This window comes from Microbacterium sp. NPDC055455 (assembly GCF_053619935.1).
Window position 1 is genome coordinate 181,886 of record NZ_JBSHLB010000005.1, and the last position, 17,996, is coordinate 199,881.

The 17,996-nt window shown below is 70.4% G+C and carries 16 protein-coding genes; 11 read left to right on the forward strand and 5 right to left on the reverse strand.

Annotation, left to right across the window (positions count from 1 at the left end; translation table 11 throughout):
• The first annotated feature begins 118 nt into the window (after positions 1-118).
• The gene (serC, locus tag ACWGUG_RS14325) at positions 119-1,234 is read left to right on the forward strand and encodes a phosphoserine transaminase (protein WP_452325083.1); all 1,116 of its coding nucleotides are present in this window, start codon (positions 119-121) and stop codon (positions 1,232-1,234) included.
• Here serC and ACWGUG_RS14330 read toward each other — a convergent pair.
• Positions 1,210-1,890, reverse strand: a complete 681-nt coding sequence (locus ACWGUG_RS14330) for a TetR/AcrR family transcriptional regulator (protein ID WP_378881916.1) — start codon at positions 1,888-1,890, stop codon at positions 1,210-1,212. The two genes, serC and ACWGUG_RS14330, sit on opposite strands and share 25 nt — an antisense overlap.
• A gap of 200 nt (positions 1,891-2,090) precedes the next feature.
• Here ACWGUG_RS14330 and ACWGUG_RS14335 point away from each other — a divergent pair, with 200 nt between their 5' ends.
• From ACWGUG_RS14335 to ACWGUG_RS14360, 6 genes are all read left to right on the forward strand, one after another.
• Positions 2,091-3,743, forward strand: a complete 1,653-nt coding sequence (locus tag ACWGUG_RS14335; RefSeq protein WP_452325084.1) for an ABC transporter substrate-binding protein — start codon at positions 2,091-2,093, stop codon at positions 3,741-3,743.
• A 108-nt stretch (positions 3,744-3,851) separates the two neighbouring features.
• Entirely contained in the window at positions 3,852-4,676 is an 825-nt protein-coding gene (locus ACWGUG_RS14340) for an ABC transporter ATP-binding protein (RefSeq protein WP_452325085.1), read from the forward strand.
• On the forward strand, positions 4,673-5,482 hold the full coding sequence (locus ACWGUG_RS14345; RefSeq protein ID WP_336396657.1) for an ABC transporter ATP-binding protein: 810 nt from the start codon (positions 4,673-4,675) through the stop codon (positions 5,480-5,482). Before ACWGUG_RS14340 ends, ACWGUG_RS14345 begins: the two co-directional genes overlap by 4 nt.
• Entirely contained in the window at positions 5,479-6,558 is a 1,080-nt protein-coding gene (locus ACWGUG_RS14350; protein WP_452325086.1) for an ABC transporter permease, read from the forward strand. Before ACWGUG_RS14345 ends, ACWGUG_RS14350 begins: the two co-directional genes overlap by 4 nt.
• 2 nt (positions 6,559-6,560) lie before the next feature.
• Entirely contained in the window at positions 6,561-7,625 is a 1,065-nt protein-coding gene (locus ACWGUG_RS14355) for an ABC transporter permease (RefSeq protein ID WP_452325087.1), read from the forward strand.
• Complete coding sequence (locus tag ACWGUG_RS14360) at positions 7,622-9,979, forward strand: exo-beta-d-1,3/1,6-glucosidase (RefSeq protein ID WP_452325088.1); 2,358 nt, start codon at positions 7,622-7,624, stop codon at positions 9,977-9,979. The genes ACWGUG_RS14355 and ACWGUG_RS14360 overlap by 4 nt, the downstream gene beginning before the upstream one ends.
• 73 nt (positions 9,980-10,052) lie before the next feature.
• Here the strand turns inward: ACWGUG_RS14360 and ACWGUG_RS14365 are convergent, their stop codons facing one another.
• Complete coding sequence (locus ACWGUG_RS14365) at positions 10,053-10,925, reverse strand: DUF3027 domain-containing protein (RefSeq protein ID WP_452325089.1); 873 nt, start codon at positions 10,923-10,925, stop codon at positions 10,053-10,055.
• Positions 10,909-11,292 carry a cold-shock protein gene (locus ACWGUG_RS14370; protein WP_452325090.1) on the reverse strand — a complete coding sequence of 128 codons (384 nt, stop codon included), beginning with the start codon at positions 11,290-11,292 and terminating at the stop codon, positions 10,909-10,911. Before ACWGUG_RS14370 ends, ACWGUG_RS14365 begins: the two co-directional genes overlap by 17 nt.
• Before the next feature lie 161 nt (positions 11,293-11,453).
• Here ACWGUG_RS14370 and ACWGUG_RS14375 point away from each other — a divergent pair, with 161 nt between their 5' ends.
• The 3 genes from ACWGUG_RS14375 to ACWGUG_RS14385 all read left to right on the forward strand — a co-directional run bounded on the left by ACWGUG_RS14375 (position 11,454) and on the right by ACWGUG_RS14385 (position 15,171).
• A complete protein-coding gene (locus ACWGUG_RS14375) occupies positions 11,454-11,717 on the forward strand; it encodes a multidrug ABC transporter ATPase (protein WP_336396663.1) in 264 nt (87 codons plus the stop codon).
• Between the two features lie 5 nt (positions 11,718-11,722).
• Positions 11,723-13,441, forward strand: a complete 1,719-nt coding sequence (locus tag ACWGUG_RS14380) for a helicase-associated domain-containing protein (RefSeq protein WP_452325091.1) — start codon at positions 11,723-11,725, stop codon at positions 13,439-13,441.
• Between the two features lie 71 nt (positions 13,442-13,512).
• The gene (locus ACWGUG_RS14385; protein WP_452325092.1) at positions 13,513-15,171 is read left to right on the forward strand and encodes a DNA repair helicase XPB; all 1,659 of its coding nucleotides are present in this window, start codon (positions 13,513-13,515) and stop codon (positions 15,169-15,171) included.
• 35 nt (positions 15,172-15,206) lie between these two features.
• Here the strand turns inward: ACWGUG_RS14385 and ACWGUG_RS14390 are convergent, their stop codons facing one another.
• The gene (locus ACWGUG_RS14390) at positions 15,207-16,079 is read right to left on the reverse strand and encodes an alpha/beta fold hydrolase (RefSeq protein WP_452325093.1); all 873 of its coding nucleotides are present in this window, start codon (positions 16,077-16,079) and stop codon (positions 15,207-15,209) included.
• A 75-nt stretch (positions 16,080-16,154) separates the two neighbouring features.
• On the opposite strand from ACWGUG_RS14390, the gene ACWGUG_RS14395 reads away from it, so the two are divergent.
• The gene (locus tag ACWGUG_RS14395; RefSeq protein ID WP_452325094.1) at positions 16,155-16,703 is read left to right on the forward strand and encodes a TetR/AcrR family transcriptional regulator; all 549 of its coding nucleotides are present in this window, start codon (positions 16,155-16,157) and stop codon (positions 16,701-16,703) included.
• A gap of 6 nt (positions 16,704-16,709) precedes the next feature.
• On the opposite strand, the gene ACWGUG_RS14400 is transcribed toward ACWGUG_RS14395, so the two are convergent.
• Positions 16,710-17,930 (reverse strand): NAD(P)/FAD-dependent oxidoreductase, encoded by a 1,221-nt coding sequence (locus tag ACWGUG_RS14400; RefSeq protein WP_452325095.1) that lies wholly within the window; start codon positions 17,928-17,930, stop codon positions 16,710-16,712.
• Between the last annotated feature and the right edge of the window lie 66 nt (positions 17,931-17,996).

The window sequence follows — 17,996 nt, forward strand, 5'->3', positions numbered from 1 at the left end:
CGACGGATGCCTCGACCCGCGGTCGCACCCCCTGTCGGGCACCCCCGCGCAGGCCCGCGCGCGTCACGGGCTGTCACGGGGGCGAGGCCGGCGGCCGGCGCCTCTCTAGAATCGACGCATGTCCCACGTGCTGCTTCCCCGCGAGATCCTGCCCGCCGACGGACGCTTCGGGTGCGGCCCGTCGAAGATCGCGCTCGCGCACCTCGAGGCGCTGGCAGGACCGGGTTCGGCGCTGCTGGGCACGTCGCACCGCCAGGCGCCCGTGAAGAACCTGGTGGGCCAGGTGCGCGCCGAGCTGAATCAGCTGTTCCGCCTGCCGAACGGGTACGAGGTGATCCTCGGCAACGGCGGCTCGACCGCGTTCTGGGATGCCGCGGCCTTCGGCCTCATCGAGAAGCGCAGCCAGAACCTCGTGTTCGGCGAGTTCGGCGGCAAGTTCGCCGCCGCGGCGAGGACGCCGTGGCTCGAGGCTCCCGACGTCCGCAAGGCCGAGCCGGGCACCAGCACGGTTGCCGAAGCCGTCGAGGGCGTCGACGTCTACGCCTGGCCGCACAACGAGACCTCCACCGGCGTCTCGACCGCGGTCACGCGCGTGCACGGCGACGGGGGCGCCCTCACCGTCATCGATGCGACCAGCGCGGCGGGCGGCATCGACTTCTCGGTGCACGAGGCCGACGTCTACTACTTCGCACCCCAGAAGAACCTCGGCTCCGACGGCGGCCTGTGGTTCGCGCTGGTCTCGCCGGCGGCGATCGAGCGCATCGAGCGCATCGCAGCGTCGGGTCGCTACATCCCCGAGTTCCTGAGCCTCAAGAACGCCCTCGACAACTCTCGCCTCAACCAGACCCTTAACACCCCGGCGCTCGCGACGCTGTTCCTCCTCGACAAGCAGCTCGACTGGATCCTCTCGTCGGGTGGCCTGCAGTGGGCCGACACCCGCACGCGCGAGTCGTCGCAGGCGCTCTACGACTGGGCCGAGGCATCCGCCTACGCGACGCCCTTCGTCGCCGACCCTGCGGACCGTTCACCGGTCGTCGTGACGATCGACTTCGACGAGTCGGTGGATGCCGCGGCCGTGGCCAAGAGCCTCCGCGCCAACGGCATCGTCGACACCGAGCCGTACCGCAAGCTCGGCCGCAATCAGCTGCGCGTGGCGACGTTCGTGTCGATCGAGCCCGACGACGTGCGTCAGCTCATCCGCTGCATCGACTACACGGTCGAGCGACTGGGCTGATCCGCTTCTTCCTCGTCGGCCCTGTCCACCAGAGGTGACGGGGCCGGCGACAGCACCGCGGAGACGATCGCCTCGATCGCGAACTCCGACGCGCGCGCCAGGTCGACGGCGTCGGGGTCGAGCAGCCACTGCACCTGGAGCCCGTCCATCACGGCGAGGATGGCCGCCGAGGCCACGTCGACGGTGTCGGGAGCGGTGACGCCCCGCTCGGCGCAGACGACCGCGAAGGCGTGCGCGACCTCCGCGCGCAGCGTGCGATAGCGCTTCTCGAAGAATTCGCGACCCGGGTGGTCGTCGGTCACCGACTCGGCCGAGAGCACGACGTAGGCCTGCACGATGCCCGCGCGGTGGGCGTTGACGAACGCCGTGCGCACAAGATGGCGGAACAGGGGCATTCCGTCGGGGATGTGCTGTTCCTCGAGGTCGGCGACGTCGGTCTCGTCACGGTGCTGCAGCACTTCGAGCAGCAGCTCGTGCTTCGAGCCGAAGTGATGGAGGATCCCCGCGTGGGTCATGCCGACCTGGTCGGCGATCTCCTGGAGCGTGCCTCCGCTGAAACCCTTGCTGCCGAAGATCTCGACCGCGGCGTCGAGGATGTCGCGCCTGCGGGCGAGGGTCTCGGGTCGCGAACGCGGCTGCCGGCGCGGTGCGGCCATGGGTCGGCACCCCCTTCTTCGCCGGTGCGTCGGATCGGTTCTTGCCGGCGACTGCGAGTCTACGCACGCCCTGCCCGCGCGTTCTGGTGCACCGTGGTTGCAAAAGTTACTTACTTGATTGTAAGTTAAACCGGCAATCACCCCGACGGCGCCGTCACTGCAGGAGACACGACGTCGTGCTCACACATCAAGGAGAAGCAATGAGGCTCAGAACAACGCTCGCCGCCGCCGGTGTCGCCGCGGCGCTGGTGCTCACCGGCTGCGCCGGCGGCGGCGGCGACGACGCGGACTCCGGCGGAGCGGCGCTCACCATCGCCAAGCCCGACGGCGCGATCACCACCGAGTCGAACAACCCCTACCTGGGCGACTCATCCGCCTCGAAGTACGGCTACGGCAAGGTCATCTTCGAGTCCCTCGCCCTCGTGAACCCGACCGGCGACCTCGGAACCACGCCCTGGCTCGCCGAATCCGTGGAATGGAACGACGACTACACGCAGCTCACCGTCGTCGCGCGCAGCGGCGTGACCTGGAGCGACGGCGAGGACTTCACGGCCGACGACATCGCGTTCTCGTTCAACCAGGTGCTCGACGGCAAGCTCAACGACACCAACGCGCTCGACCTCGAGAACGTCGCCGTCGACGGCGACACCGTCACCATCGACTTCAACAGCTCGAAGTACACTCAGCAGGCGCGCGTGCTGCACTTCCAGATCGTGCCCGAGCACATCTGGCAGGACATCGACGACCCGAACACCGACCCGGTCACCGGCGAGGGGCAGGCCGTCGGCACCGGTCCGTACGTGCTCGACTCGTGGACCACCGAGTCGGTCACCCTCACGGCGAACCCCGACTACTGGGGCGGGGAGCTGGCAGTGCCCGAGCTGCACTACGTCTCCTACGGTGACAACGCCGCCCTGACGACCGCGCTCGCGACCGGCGAGGCGGACTGGGCGCAGGCGTTCATCCCGCAGATCCAGGAGAGCTACCTGTCGGCCGATCCCGACAACAAGTTCCTCGTCTCGCCCACGGCGGGCGCGGGCACGCTGTTCATGAACCTGCAGACCAAGCCCTTCAACGACCCCGCGCTCCGCCAGGCACTCGCGTGGACGATCGATCGTCAGGCTTACGTCGACATCGCCCGCGAAGGCGCGAGCGAGGCGGTCTGGAGCGTCACCGGTCTCGGTGCCCTGCTCCAGGACGAGGTCATCCCCGAATACGCCGGCCAGGAGTACTCGGTCGACGTCGACAAGGCCCGTCAGATCCTGACCGACGCCGGCTACACCTGGCAGGGCGAGACGCTCATCGACCCGGACGGCGAGGCCGTGTCGTTCTCGATCTCGGTCCCGGCCGGCTGGAGCGACTGGAACACCGAGCAGGCGCTGATCGCCGAGGAGCTCAAGGAGGGCCTGGGCATCGAGGTCAAGGTCGACCAGCCGGACTGGGGCGGCTGGGACGCCGCGCGCCAGGAGGGCACCTTCCAGGCGATCATCCACTGGCTCGAAGACACCGGCAACGCGTATGGCCTGTACACCTCGACGATGGACCCGAAGTGGATCGTCGACGGCAAGGCGGCGTTCAACTTCGGCCGCTTCGACGACCCGGCGGTCACCGACGCGCTGAACACCTACGCGAACGCCTCGTCGGACGCGGACCGTGACGCCGCGCTCGCGGTGATGCAGACGGCGTTCGTCGAGAACGTGCCGGCCATCCCGCTGGGAGCGCACCCGCTCCTGGGCGAGTTCAACACGCGCAACTACGTCGGCTGGCCCTCGGAGGAGGACCAGTACGCCTCGGCAGACCCGACGCAGCCCGCGATCGTGCAGATCCTCACCGAGCTGCAGCCCGCCGACTGACACTCCGCGGGCGGGACGGATGCTGCGGCATCCGTCCCGCCCGTCGGAACCGCTGCCTCGGCATCCGCTCCGCCCGCACGTCGGCCTTCACGAAAGCGAACAGCACCGATGAGAGACCCGCTGCTCTCCGTCCACGACTTCTCGATCGTCTACGACGTCGATCCCCCCGTGAAGGCGGTCAAGAACGTCACCCTCGAGCTCCAGCGCGGCGAGATCCTCGGACTCGCCGGCGAAAGCGGGTGCGGCAAGACCACCCTCGCCTACGGCGTCCAGCGCCTCCTCAAGCCCCCGGCGGTCATCACCGGCGGGTCCGTCACCTTCCACGACGCGAACGGCGAGGACGTCGACATCAATGGACTCGAGGCCGAGGAGATGCGCCGCTTCCGCTGGGACAAGATCTCGATGGTCTTCCAGGGCGCGATGAACTCGCTGAACCCGGTGGCCACCATCGGCTCCCAGCTCGAGGACGTCTTCGAGGTCCACCGTCCGAGCTTCACCCGCTCGCAGCGGCGCGACGCGGCCATCGAGCTTCTCGACATCGTCAAGGTCGGCGCGCAGCGCTACCGCTCGTACCCGCACGAACTGTCGGGCGGCATGCGCCAGCGCGTCATGATCGCCATGGCGCTCGCGCTGCGCCCGCAGCTGATGGTGATGGACGAGCCGACGACGGCACTGGACGTGCTCGTGCAGCGCGAGATCCTGCGCCAGATCTCCCACCTGCGCCACGAGTTCGGCTTCTCGGTCATCTTCATCACCCACGACCTGCCGCTGCTGCTCGAGATCAGCGACCGCATCGCGATCATGCGCGAGGGAGAGATCGTCGAGCTCGACGCCGCGGAGCGAGTCTGGACCGATCCGCAGGACGAGTACACCCGGACGCTGCTCGCCTCGTTCCCCCGACTCACCGGAGAGAGAGGGGTGGTCCACCGATGACCGTCCTCGAATTCGACGCCGTCACCAAGGTGTACTCCGTGCGCGGCGCCGGGCAGATCAAGGCGCTCGACGACGTGAGCTTCACGCTCCGCTCCGGCCAGACGATCGGGCTCGTCGGCCAGTCCGGCAGCGGCAAGTCGACGATCGCGAAGATCCTCACCCAGCTCGAGACGCCCACGAGCGGCGAGGTCCGCTTCGACGGTGCGCCCATCCCCCGTCGCGGCAAGGGACTGCGCGCCTACCGGCAGCAGCTGCGCATGGTCTTCCAGGATCCGTTCGCGTCACTGAACCCGTATCACACCATCCGCTACGCCATCCAGCGGCCGCTGCAGCTCGACCGCGTCGTGCCGAAGGACCGACTGGACGACGAGGTGCGCCGCCTCCTCGGACGCGTCCGCCTCGACGCCGACGCCGTCATCGACCGCCGGCCGCACGAGCTCTCGGGAGGGCAGCGCCAGCGCGTCGCGATCGCCCGCGCGCTCGCCTCCCGCCCGAAGCTGCTCGTGGCCGACGAACCGGTCTCGATGCTCGACGTCTCGATCCGCCTGGGGGTGCTGAACCTGCTCGCCGATCTGCAGCGCGAGCATGGGCTGGGGGTGCTCTACATCACGCACGACCTGGCCACCGCCCGGCACTTCAGCGACGAGGTCCTCGTGCTCAACCAAGGGCGCGTCGTCGAGCGCGGCCCCGCGGACGACGTGATCCTGCGTCCTCAGAACCCGTACACCCAGGAGCTGCGCGCGGCATCCCCCGATCCCGACACCTACTTCGCGCACGCAGCCGGCATTCTCGGAGGTGAGAGATGAGCGCCCTCGCCCCTCAGCTGCCGTCCCCGGACTTCGACGCGATCGAGGCGGGCACTACCGCGACAAGCGTCGTCAAGGGCCGCGCCCGCGTCCCCTGGCGCTTCCTCGGCAACCGCGCCCTGTTCTACCTGTTCACGCTCTGGGCGGCCATCACCATCAACTTCTTCCTGCCGCGCCTGATGAAGGGCGACGCGGTGAGCGCGTATCTCGCGCGCAACCGCAACGTCACGCCGGAGGCGGCTGAGGCTCTGCGCACCCTGCTCGGGATGGATGCCGACACCTCGCTCTGGCAGCAGTACGTCGATTACTGGGGCCTCCTCCTGCGCGGCGATCTCGGCATCTCGCTGCTGCACGGCATGCGGCCGGTGACCGAGGTGGTCGGCCAGTCACTGATCTGGACGGTCGGCCTCGTCGGCTTCGCGACGCTCCTCGCATTCGCGATCGGCACCATCGGCGGCGCGATCGTCGGCTGGCGCCGGGGCAGCAGACTCGATGTCCTCATCCCCATCACCACCTTCTTCAGCACCATCCCGTACTTCTGGCTGGGGCTGCTCGCGATCTCGGTCTTCTCGGTCGCGCTCGGGTGGTTCCCGATCGGCAAGGCCTACGGCGTCGGCGTGGCGCCCGAGTGGTCGTGGGAGTTCATCGGCGACGTGATCCATCACGGCTTCCTCCCCGCGGGGACGATCGTCATCGCCTCGCTCGGCGGCTGGATGCTGGGCATGCGGAACATGATGCTCACGGTGCTCGACGAGGACTACGTCGCCGTCGCGCAGGCCAAGGGCATGCCCAACGACCGGGTGCTCTGGCGCTACGCCGCCCGCAACGCCGTGCTCCCTCAGATCCAGAGCTTCGCGCTGGCGCTCGGCTTCATCGTCGGCGGCACGATCGTGATGGAAGTGGTGTTCAGCTACCCCGGCATCGGCAAGCTCCTGCTGGACGCCACCAGCGCGAAGGACTACGCCCTGATGCAGGGGGTGTTCCTCGTGATCACGATCTCGGTGCTCCTGGCGAACCTCCTCGCCGACGTCGCCTACGCGTTCCTCGACCCGCGCACGCGCCAGACGGAGGCCTGAGCATGAACACGATCGTCAACGACACGACGGCGCAGCGTCCGGCGCGCACGCCGGCGACCGCCACCGTCCGCAGGCCCGCCCCCGCCGGCAAGGCGCCCGGGAAGCCGACCTTCTGGTCCAGGCTGGGTGCCGCATTCGCGATGTTCCGCAACCGGAAGTCGATCACGGGCCTGTCGATCCTCGGGTTCTTCGTGCTCGTCGCGATCTTCGCGGACGTGCTGGCCCCGTACTCCCCCACGAAAGTCGACAACACTGCGCGCTTCCAGCCGCCTTCGGCGGAGCACTGGCTGGGCACGACGCACATCGGCGAGGACGTGCTGAGCCAGGTCATCCACGGCACCCGCGGCGTCATCGTGGTCGGTTTCCTTGCAGCGATCATCGCCACGGTCATCGCGATCGTCGTCGGTGTGCTCTCCGGCTACCTGCGCGGGTGGCGCAGCGAGGGCCTGTCGGCTCTCACGAACGTCTTCCTGGTGATTCCCGGCATCCCGTTGATCATCATCGTGGCGTCGATGTTCGAGGATCCGCCCCTCATCCTCGTCGCGGGAGTGCTCGGCCTCATCGGCTGGGCGTGGGGCGCGCGCGTGCTGCGCGCGCAGACGATGTCCCTGCGCGGCCGGGACTTCGTGCAGGCCGCCCGCGCCAACGGCGAACCCCTCCGGCGGATCATCGCCGTCGAGATGCTCCCGAACCTCATGGCACTGATCGCCGCCAGCTTCGTGGGCACCGTGACGGCCGCGATCATCGGCCTCACGACCCTGTCGTACATCGGGATCATCCCGGTGACGACCTACAACTGGGGCACGATCCTCAACTGGGCGAGCGCGCAGGGGGCCTTTCGCCAGGGCCAGTGGTGGTGGTTCCTGCCTCCGGGTCTGTGCATCGCCGCCATCGGCGTTGCCCTCTCGCTGATCAACTTCGGCATCGACGAGTACGTCAACCCGCGCCTGCGGTCCGCCGGTGAACGCGCCCGTGCCATGAAGAAGAAGGGCATGAACGTCAACGACGCCGTCACGGTCGTGCGAACGAACACGAACACGAACACGAACACGCAGGAGACCTCGTGACCGCCACCCCACATCACCACGGAGGGCGCCCGGCCTACCTCGACGTCTCCCTTCCGGTCGCCGACCGCATCGCCGACCTCCTCGGTCGCATGACGGTCGAGGAGAAGATCGGGCAGATGCTTCAGCTCGACGCGCGTGACGACCTGGAGGAACACGTGGTGCGCATGCACGCCGGGTCGATCCTGCACGCCTCCCCCGAGAAGGTGCTGCACGCCCGCGAGCTGACCCTGCAGACGCGCCTGCAGATCCCGCTGCTCGTCGCCGAGGACTGCATCCACGGGCACTCGTTCTGGGAGGGCGCGACGATCTATCCCACCCAGCTCGGCATGGCCGCGTCATGGGATGCCGGCCTCGCCGAGCGCGTCGCGCGCGCGACCGCCGTCGAGGTCTCGGCGACGGGCATCCACTGGACGTTCTCGCCGGTGCTCTGCATCGCCCGCGACCTGCGCTGGGGGCGCGTCGACGAGACGTTCGGCGAGGATCCGTTCCTCATCGGCGAGCTCGCCTCGGCGATGGTGCGCGGCTACCAGGGCGGCGGCCTCGATGATCCGACCGCGATCCTCGCGACGGCGAAGCACTTCGCCGGGTACTCCGAAACACAGGGCGGCCGTGACGCGAGCGAGGCCGACATCTCGCGCCGCAAGCTCCGGTCATGGTTCCTGCCGCCGTTCGAGCGGGTGGCGAAGGAGGGATGCCGCACCTTCATGCTCGGCTACCAGACCACCGACGGGGTGCCGATCACGGTCAACGACTGGCTGCTGAACGACGTGCTGCGCGGCGAGTGGGGCTACACCGGCACCCTCATCACGGACTGGGACAACGTCGGACGCATGGTGTGGGAGCAGAAGGTGCAGCCCGACTACGCCCACGCCGCCGCGGCCGCCGTGCTCGCGGGCAACGACATGATCATGACGACGCCCGGGTTCTTCCAGGGCGCCCAGGACGCCCTGGCGCAGGGACTCATGACCGAGGAGGCGCTCGACCGGGCTGTCACCCGCATCCTTCTGCTGAAGTTCGAGTTCGGCCTCTTCGAGGATCCGCGCCTTCCTGACCGCGATCGCATCGCGATGGCCGTCGGGTCCGCCGCGCACACGACGCTCAATCTCGAGGTCGCGCGTCGCTCGCTGGTGCTGCTGCGCAACGACGGCACGCTGCCGCTCGCCGGCGGGCTCACCGCCGATGCATCCGGACGAGCGGTGGCCGCAGCATCCGGTCGCCGTCGTATCGCGGTGGTCGGCCCGCTCGCCGACGACGCGCAGACGCAGCTGGGAGACTGGGCCGGCTCGTCCGGTCAGGTCGACTGGATCCGCGACGGGCACCCGCGCGAGATGATCACGACGGTGCTCGACGGACTGCGCGCGCACGCTCCCGAGGACTGGGAGATCACGCACGCGCAGGGCGCCGGCATCCTCACCCTCGAGGAGGACCCGGCGGGCGCGTTCTTCCCCGACGGACAGCCGCGGCCCCAGGTGGTCGTGCCGAGCGCACCGGACGCGGACCGCATCGCCGAGGCGGTCGCCGCCGCAGGGGCGGCCGACTACGTCGTCGCCGTGGTGGGCGACCGCATCGAGCTCGTCGGCGAAGGCCGGTCGACCGCGACGCTCGAGCTCGTCGGCGGACAGATCGCCCTGCTCGACGCGCTCGCCGCGACCGGGACGCCCCTCATCGTGGTGCTGCTCGCCTCGAAGCCGCATGTGCTCCCACCGGCGGTGACGGATGCCGCAGCCGTGGTGTGGGCGGCGAACCCCGGCATGCGCGGGGGCCAGGCCGTCGCCGAGCTGCTGCTGGGCCTGATCGAGCCGAGCGGCCGCCTGCCGCTCTCGTTCGCCCGCCATGCCGGCCAACTGCCGATCTACTACAACCAGATCCGCGGCCAGCACGGCGAGCGCTACGCCGACCTGACGCAGAGCCCCGCGTTCGCCTTCGGCGAGGGCCTGTCGTACACGACGGTCGAGTACTCGGGCCTGCGCATCGTCGAATCCCACGTCGGTCGGGGCGACACCGTGCGCGCCCTCGTCGAGCTGCGCAACACGGGCCACAGGCCGGCGCACGAGATCGTCCAGGTCTACGTGCGTGACAGTGTCACCTCGGTCAGCTGGGCCGACAAGGAGCTCAAGGCGTACCGCCACGTCGACCTGCAGCCGGGCGACACGGCGACGGTCGAGCTGTCGCTGCCCGTCGCGGAGTGCACGATCGTGGATGCCGCGGGCCGGCGCCTTGTCGAAGCCGGCGACTTCGAACTGCTCGTCGGGCCGTCGTCGCGCGATGACGTGCTGCTGAGCGCACGCTTCCGCGTCGCCGATGCGGTGGCGCGCCCGGCGGCGCCCGCCGAGCACGCGGTCGAGCGCCGCTGAGAGAACGCGAAGGGGTGGATCCCACCGCGCTGCGGGCGGCGGGAGTCCACCCCTTCGTCATGTCTGGAGGAGGTCAGGCACGTTCGGAGTCGAAGTCCTCGTCGTCGTCCTCGTCAGCGCCGTCCTCGTCGTCGAAGTCGTCCTCGTCCTCGTCGTCGTCGGAGTCGTCCTCGTCGTCGTCGTCGGAGTCGTCCTCGTCGTCGTCCTCGTCACCGCCGTCTTCGTCGTCGAAGTCGTCCTCGTCCTCGTCGTCGGAGTCGTCGTCGTCGGAGTCGTCGTCCTCGTCGTCCTCCTCGTCGGAGTCGTCGTCGTGGAGGTCGGCCAGCTCGTCGATGTCGACGCCGTCGACATCCCCGGCGTGGAGGATGGGCGAACCGTCGTCGTCGAAGTCGGCTGCATCGAGGTCGTCGACGTCGTCGAGCTCCTCGCCCTCGGCCGTCTCGTCGTCGTCATCCGCGGCCGACTCCGCCTGGGCGGCGGCCTGCGCGGCGTGGTAATCGGCCAGGCGCACGGCCCAAGGCACCCAGTCCGGCGCGATGAGCGCTCCCTCGCCGGGCAACAGCTCGACCTCGAGAACGGTCGGCTCGGCGTCCTCGACACGCGCGAGGCTGACGGTCCAGAACCAGCCCGGATACCCGGCGAGCCGGTTGGTGAACCGCAGCGAGACGACGCCGTCGGCCTCCATCCGGTAGTCCGCGGGCTCGCCGATCGTCGATGCCGGCGTGATCTCGCGCAGGGCCGCGAGCGCCAGGTCATGGGCCTCGAGCAGCCGCGGGTCGGGCGACGCGGGCTCCGCCGCCTCGTCAGCGGGCGCCGACGCCTCGTCAGCGGGCGCCGACGCCTCGGCAGCCGGCTCCGCCGGCTCGGCGGCGGGCTCGACCGGATCGACGACCGGATCCAGGAGGAAGTCGGCGTCGGGATCGATGGGATCAGGCGTCGAGCTCATCGGCCACCTTGCGCAGGACTGCGGCCACCTTCTTGGCGTGCGAGCCGCTGGGATAGCGACCGCGACGCAGGTCGCCGCCGATGCCGTCGAGCAGCTTCACCAGGTCTTCGACGATGATCGCCATGTCGTCCGCGGGCTTGCGGGAGCGCTTGGCGAGGCTGACGGGAGCCTCGAGCACTCGGACCGAGAGCGCCTGCGGCCCGCGCTTGCCGTCGGCGATGCCGAACTCCAGCCGCGTGCCCGTCTTCGGAGCGGGAGTGCCGGCGGGCAGGGCGGTGGCGTGCAGGAAGACGTCCTGACCGTCGTCGGAGGAGATGAAGCCGAAGCCCTTCTCCTCGTCGTAGAACCTGACCTTGCCGGTGGGCATGGAAACCTCGCTGGATCGGGCGCCGCGCCCACGCGCGGCGGCATGACGAAATCGGGGTTCTGAACCCCACCCACCAGCCTAATGGCACGCCCTGGCGGCAGGCCCCACCGGCTCGGCATCGTCCCTCCGCAAGGTCAGCGCCAGCGGGTAGGCTGGAGCGGATGAGCACGAATCCCTCCGGCGACGTCCCCGTCCGCCGCATCGACCGCGTCCTGGCCTTCATGTCGCTCGGGCTGCTCGTGCTCTCGATCGTCTGCTTCTTCGCGATCATGATCGCGTCGGCCGCGGGCGCGGACTTCAGCGCCGGAATCTGGCCGCTGGTGGGCGTGCTCGTGTACATCGCGCCGATCGTGGCGTTCGGGCTGCTGCTCGCCGTGCTGATCATGAGTCTCGTCCGGAGGTCGCGGGCCAACAGAGGGGGCTGACCGGGTTGGTCTCCGACGCGCGCGCACTCGCGACACGGCTCGCCGATCTCGGGGATGCCGCGCTCGCGGCGACGCTCGCGGCACGGGGCGTGTCTGCCCAGGCCGGATGGCACGACTTCTTCGACGCCGCGGAGAGCCTGCTCGAGTCCTCATCGGTCGACCGTGCGCTGACCCGCCTCGACCGCCGCGATCTCATCGCCCTGCGGGACGGGCGAAGCCGGGCCGACGGCACAGCGTCGCTCCTCGCGCTCGTCGACGCCGACGGTGCGCCGTACGCGGTGGTGGCCGAACGGGTGGCCGCCGCGGCGGCCACCTCCCCCGAGGCGTTCACCCCCGCCGCCGACGAGCGCGAGCCGGCGCCCGCCGAGCCGCGATCCTCCGCCGGGGCCGCAGAGCGGGCGTTCACGACGGCCGGCTCCCTCGCCGACGTGCTCCTCGCGTGTCTGCACGCCCCTCTCGCGCGGACGGGCGCCGGTCCGGTGAGCGCGGCGGATCGCCGCCGGCTCATGGATGCCGGGGCCATCGAGTTCTCGGACGACCTCGAGGATCTGCTGACCTCCGCCGCGGGAGCGGGCCTCGCCGTCGCGCACGACCGCGAGTGGGTCGTGACCGACCTGGGCGAACGGTGGCTGGAGGCGCCTACTCCGCAGCGCTGGGAGGCGATCGCCGAGGGGCTGCGCGCCAGCCTGCCCGCGGGGCTGCGCACCCCGGCGGGCGGATTCGCCTCGCCCGCCTCGTGGCCGACGGCGTACCCGCTCGACCCGGACTGGCCGGCGCGCGCCGGTGAGCTCCACCGCCTCGGCGTGCGCTGGGGCCTGTTCGATCCCGCCGGCGCCGCCGAGTTCCCCTGGACGGCGGCGCTGCGCGCGGGGGAAGCGGCCGACGCCGCCACGATGGCGCCGTACCTCCCCGCCGAGATCGACAGGGTGTATCTTCAGGCCGATCTCACCGCGATCGCGCCAGGGCCGCTCGCGCCCGCACTCGACCTGCGGCTGCGCTCCATGGCCGCACGCGAATCGCGCGCGCAGGCGTCGACCTACCGCTTCACCGCCGCGTCGCTCGCCGCCGGCATGACCGAGGGCGAGACGGCGGAGTCGATGCGGGCCTTCCTCGCCTCGCTGTCGCTCACCGGGATCCCCCAGCCGCTGGAGTACCTGATCGAGAGCACGGCAGCACGACACGGCATGGTGCGTGTGCGCGCCCACGAGGGCACCGGCCGCACCCGGGTCGAGAGTCCCGACACGAGCCTGCTCGACGCCATCGCGATCGATCAGGCGCTTCGTCCGCTCGGACTCGTGCCCGACGGCGAGGCCCTCACCTCGCGCGTGGCCAGGGACGCGGTCTACTGGACGCTCGCAGACGCCCGGTATCCGGTGATCGCGCTCGATGCGGCAGGACGCCCGGAGTCGATCCACCGGCGCACCTCGGGCACGCCCTCGGAACCCGCGGCGACGGCGGAGCAGGCGTACGCACGACTCATCGCCATCCTCCGCGGCGGGCACGGCACGGACGGCGAGGCGGGGTGGCTCGAGCGCGAGCTCGAGCAGGCCGTGCGCAGCCGCGCCGAGATCATCGTGGTGGTGCGCATGCCTGACGGCGCGGAGCGCTCCTTCACCCTCGAGGCGGCCGGGCTCGGCGGCGGCCGCCTGCGCGGACGCGACCGCGCCGCCGACATCGAACGCACCCTGCCCGTGTCGAGCATCGTCAGCGTCGGCGTCGCGTGAGTCGCGGCATCCGCTTCGCCCTCCGAGCCGTCACGCCCGTCCCGCCCGGGGCGCCGGTAAACTAGCTCGTTATGGCTGACGGCCCCCTCATCGTCCAGAGCGACCGCACGGTGCTCCTCGAAGTCGCACATCCCGACGCCGAGAGCGCCCGCCACGAGCTGGCGATCTTCGCCGAGCTCGAGCGCGCCCCCGAGCACATCCACACCTACCGCATCACGCGGCTCGGGCTGTGGAACGCACGGGCCGCCGGGCACGACGCGCAGGACATGCTCGCGACGCTCGACCGGTGGTCGCGGTTCCCGGTGCCCCCGTCGGTCTCGATCGACATCTCCGAGACGGTGGGCCGGTACGGGCGTCTGGTCATCGAGCGCACCCCGGTCGCCGAGGACGACAGCGGAGGCGAGCTGATCCTGCGATCGACGGATGCCGCGGTCCTGGCGGAGGTGTCGAAGAACAAGCGCATCCAGCCGCTGCTGATCGGCCACCCCTCCCCCGACGTCTACGTCGTCGACGCGTGGGCCCGCGGCCAGATCAAGCAGGAGCTGCTGAAGATCGGCTGGCCGGCCGAGGACCTCGCCGGCTACACGCCGGGGACGCCTCACCCCATCGACCTCGCCGAAGACGGCTGGGAACTGCGGCCGTATCAGCGGCAGGCGGTCGACATCTTCACCGACGGCGGGTCCGGCGTCGTGGTGCTCCCCTGCGGCGCCGGCAAGACCCTCGTGGGCGCGGGCGCCATGGCCGAGACGAAGACGACGACCCTCATCCTCGTGACGAACACGGTCAGCGCGCGCCAATGGCGCGACGAGCTGCTCAAGCGCACGTCGCTGACCCCGGAGGAGATCGGCGAGTACTCGGGGCAGGTCAAGGAGATCAAGCCGGTCACGATCGCGACCTACCAGATCCTCACCGCGAAGCGGAAGGGACAGTACGCCCACCTCGCGCTGCTGGACGCCCTGGACTGGGGTCTGATCGTCTACGACGAGGTGCACCTCCTGCCGGCACCGGTGTTCAAGCTCACCGCCGACCTGCAGGCGCGGCGACGGCTGGGCCTGACGGCGACCCTCGTGCGCGAGGACGGCCGCGAGGGCGACGTCTTCAGCCTCATCGGCCCCAAGCGGTTCGACGCGCCGTGGAAGGAGATCGAGGCTCAGGGCTTCATCTCCCCCGCCGTCTGCTACGAGGTGCGCGTCGACCTGCCGGCCGGCGACCGCCTCGAGTACGCCGCCGCGGCCGACGACGAGCGGTACCGTCTCGCCGCCACGGCGCCGGCGAAGATCGGCGTCGTGCGTCAGCTCGTGGAGCGGCACGAGGGCGAGCGCATCCTCATCATCGGGCAGTACCTCGATCAGATCGACGTGCTCGCCGAGGCGCTGAACGCCCCGAAGATCACCGGGCAGACGCCGGTCGACGAGCGCGAGGAGCTGTACCAGGCCTTCCGTGTGGGCGAGATCTCCGTGCTCGTGGTGTCGAAGGTCGCGAACTTCTCGATCGACCTGCCCGAGGCATCCGTCGCCATCCAGGTCTCGGGCTCGTTCGGGTCACGCCAGGAGGAGGCCCAGCGCCTCGGCCGGCTCCTGCGCCCGAAGCAGTCGAACCACACCGCCAGCTTCTACACGCTCATCGCGCGCGACACCGTCGACCAGGACTTCGCGCAGAACCGGCAGCGGTTCCTCGCCGAGCAGGGCTACGCCTACACGATCCTGGACGCGCACTCCCTCGCGGCCTGAGCGGCCTCATCCAAGGACAGGCCGGCCCTTTCCGATCAGACCCCGAGGAACTCGCCGATGCGCCGCGCCACCTCGGCGGGGTTCTCGTCGACGACATAGTGCCCGCCGCCGGGCACGTATTCGATGGTCGTGTGCGGGGCGTCGTCGGGACTCACCTCGAGCGCATCCTTGGGGAGCAGCCCGTCATCCGCGCCGAAGAGCACCAGCGTCGGCGTGCTCAGCACCCGCCCGCGGTAGGAGCCGTTCACCGCCCTCATGAAACCGGGGAGTATCAGTCCGCGGTACAGCTTGGACGCTGCGCGGGCGCGCGCCGGATCGGCCAGCGCGCGCAGATAGGCCGCCTCGTCGGCCTCCGCCTTCGGGCGCACCTGGAAGGCGTGGAGGATGTAGTTCGCGAGCCGCTGCCGACCCCGCGACAGCAGCGCGGGCCCGAGGCCGGGGGTGGCCACTGCCCACTGGAACCAGAGGTGCGGCAGTGCTTTCATCAGCCCGAGCGCGAGCCCGCTGTTCATGCGCAGATACGGAGCGGGCACCGCGATGGCGACGTACCTCCGCACCCGCTCGGGATGCGTCAGGCACAGATCGAATCCGACGATCGCGCCCCAGTCGTGGGCGACGAGATCGACCTGCTCCAGCCCCAGCTCGTCCAGCAGTGCGATGACATCGCGCTGCACCGTCTCGGAGTCGTAGCCCGAGCTCGGCGCGTCGGTCTCCCCCGCTCCTCGCAGATCCGGCGCGATGAGCCGCGCCCGATCCGACAGCGCCGCCATGACGGGCGCCCACTCCCTGGAGCTCTGGGGGAACCCGTGCAGCATGAGCACGGGACTTCCCGTCCCGGCCTCCGTGACGCGCATACGCAGTCCGTTCGCGGTGACCATCGACGAGCGGATGCCGGTGATATCGGTCATGCGACGAACGCTACTACTTTCATAGTGGATTGTCACTACTTCTATAGTAGGTCGGTGTCGCCTACAGTCGGGATCATGGCATCGACACGCGAGCGAGCACTCGACGCCGCGCTCGCACTCGTCGGCGAACAGGGCATCCGGGCGCTGACCCACGCGCGCGTCGACGAGCGCGCGGGTCTGCCGAAGGGATCCACGTCGAACTGGTTCCGCACTCGCGATGCGCTCGTGGCGGGGGTCGTGGCGTGGCTCGCCGAGACCGAGCGGGCGGAGTTCGCGGCCGGCGGCACATCCCCGGTGGAGACGCCCGGCGAGCTGGTCGAGGCGCTCAGCGCCCTGATCGAGTGGCAGACGGGACCGCTCGCGAAACGCACGCGGGCCCGCTACGCGCTGTTCCTCGAGGGCGCCGGCGATGCCGAGCTCCTCGCCCCGCTCCTGGACCAGCGCCGCGCGTACGTCGAGTGGACCACGGCGATCCTCGCGCGCGTGGGGGCGAACGCGCCCGATCAGGCCGTCCGCACGCTGATGGCCGCGGGCGACGGACTCGTCCTGCACCGCGTGACGGTCGATCCGGATGCCGAGGTCCGGCCGGTCGTCGAGCGCGCGGTACGTGCGTGCCTGGACTGACGACCTTCAGCCGAGGAGCCCCTCCAGCGGCACGTTCTCGTCGCGCAGCCGCTCGTGGTCCACCCGATCGCCCGAGCGGATCAGCGCCTGCACGGTCTTGGTGGTCTTCGGCACATTGACGCTCATGGCGCCCACCACCGTGTCCTCACCTACCCAGAAGGCGATGAACTGCCTCGCCTCCGCATCGCCGCGCACGACCAGCTCGGCATCCCGCATCAGCGGCGGATAGCCCGCCAGCTCCATCGACACGTCGAACTGGTCGGTGTAGAAGTACGGGATGGAATCGTGGGATGCCTCGATCCCGAGCATCGATCGCGCCGCGACGGCGCCGCCCTTGAGGGCGTTGTCCCAGTGCTCGCTGCGGAGGCGACGCCGGATACCCGGGTGGAACGCGTTGGCGACGTCGCCGGCCGCGTACACGCCGGGGGCGTCGGTGCGCAGACCCGCGTCGGTCAGGATGCCGTTGTCGACGGCGATGCCGGCCTCCTCGGCGAGCGCGAGGTTCGGTGCCGCGCCGACGCCCACGACGACGAGGTCTGCTGCGACCTCCTCGCCGTCCACGACCACCGCGGTGACCCGGTCGCCGCCGAGGATCCGGTCGACGCCGACGGAGGCGCGGAGGTCGACGCCGTGGGCCCGGTGGAGGTCGCGGAACACGGCCCCCATCTCCGCACCGATGGCCGAAGCCAGTGGAACCTCGCCTCGCTCGAGCACCGTGACGTCGTTGCCCAGCGTCCGCGCGGTCGCCGCCACCTCCATCCCGATCCATCCGGATCCGATCACCACGAGCCGTCTGCCGCCGTCGCGCAGGTCGGCCGCGAGCGCGTCGGCGTCGTCGAGCGTGCGGAGCGTCCGCACCCCGGGCAGCTCGGCGCCCTCGAGCGGGAGGCGTCGCGGCGACGACCCCGTCGCCAGGAGCAGAGCATCGAAGGCGAGCGTCGTGCCGTCATCCAGCACGACCCGCCCGTCGCCGGGCTCCACAGCGACCGCGACGGTGCCGGTGCGAAGATCCGCCATCCCGTCGGCGTACCACTCCGAGGGGTGCAGCACGACCGCATCCGGCCCCTCGACCCCCTGCAGATACCCTTTCGACAGCGGCGGACGCTGATATGGCGGATGCCGCTCCGCGGTCACGACCGTGACGTCGCCGTCGAAACCCTCTGTGCGGAGCCGCTCCACGGCCTTGCCCGCGGCGAGCCCGCCTCCGACGATCACGAAGTGCGCCATGATGCCTCCTCGAGCACGGTCGTATCGCGCGGCGGGCCTTCATCCCCCGTGGCCTGCGGCAGCGTG

Excerpts from the sequence above, each read along its gene's own strand:
- ACWGUG_RS14330 (WP_378881916.1), bottom strand. The coding sequence starts at position 1,890 with ATGGCCGCACCGCGCCGGCAGCCGCGTTCGCGACCCGAGACCCTCGCC.
- ACWGUG_RS14355 (WP_452325087.1), top strand. The coding sequence starts at position 6,561 with ATGAACACGATCGTCAACGACACGACGGCGCAGCGTCCGGCGCGCACG.
- ACWGUG_RS14395 (WP_452325094.1), top strand. The coding sequence starts at position 16,155 with ATGGCATCGACACGCGAGCGAGCACTCGACGCCGCGCTCGCACTCGTC.
- ACWGUG_RS14340 (WP_452325085.1), top strand. The coding sequence starts at position 3,852 with ATGAGAGACCCGCTGCTCTCCGTCCACGACTTCTCGATCGTCTACGAC.
- ACWGUG_RS14400 (WP_452325095.1), bottom strand. The coding sequence starts at position 17,930 with ATGGCGCACTTCGTGATCGTCGGAGGCGGGCTCGCCGCGGGCAAGGCC.
- ACWGUG_RS14390 (WP_452325093.1), bottom strand. The coding sequence starts at position 16,079 with ATGACCGATATCACCGGCATCCGCTCGTCGATGGTCACCGCGAACGGA.
- serC (WP_452325083.1), top strand. The coding sequence starts at position 119 with ATGTCCCACGTGCTGCTTCCCCGCGAGATCCTGCCCGCCGACGGACGC.
- ACWGUG_RS14345 (WP_336396657.1), top strand. The coding sequence starts at position 4,673 with ATGACCGTCCTCGAATTCGACGCCGTCACCAAGGTGTACTCCGTGCGC.
- ACWGUG_RS14370 (WP_452325090.1), bottom strand. The coding sequence starts at position 11,292 with ATGCCCACCGGCAAGGTCAGGTTCTACGACGAGGAGAAGGGCTTCGGC.
- ACWGUG_RS14375 (WP_336396663.1), top strand. The coding sequence starts at position 11,454 with ATGAGCACGAATCCCTCCGGCGACGTCCCCGTCCGCCGCATCGACCGC.
- ACWGUG_RS14365 (WP_452325089.1), bottom strand. The coding sequence starts at position 10,925 with ATGAGCTCGACGCCTGATCCCATCGATCCCGACGCCGACTTCCTCCTG.
- ACWGUG_RS14335 (WP_452325084.1), top strand. The coding sequence starts at position 2,091 with ATGAGGCTCAGAACAACGCTCGCCGCCGCCGGTGTCGCCGCGGCGCTG.
- ACWGUG_RS14385 (WP_452325092.1), top strand. The coding sequence starts at position 13,513 with ATGGCTGACGGCCCCCTCATCGTCCAGAGCGACCGCACGGTGCTCCTC.
- ACWGUG_RS14350 (WP_452325086.1), top strand. The coding sequence starts at position 5,479 with ATGAGCGCCCTCGCCCCTCAGCTGCCGTCCCCGGACTTCGACGCGATC.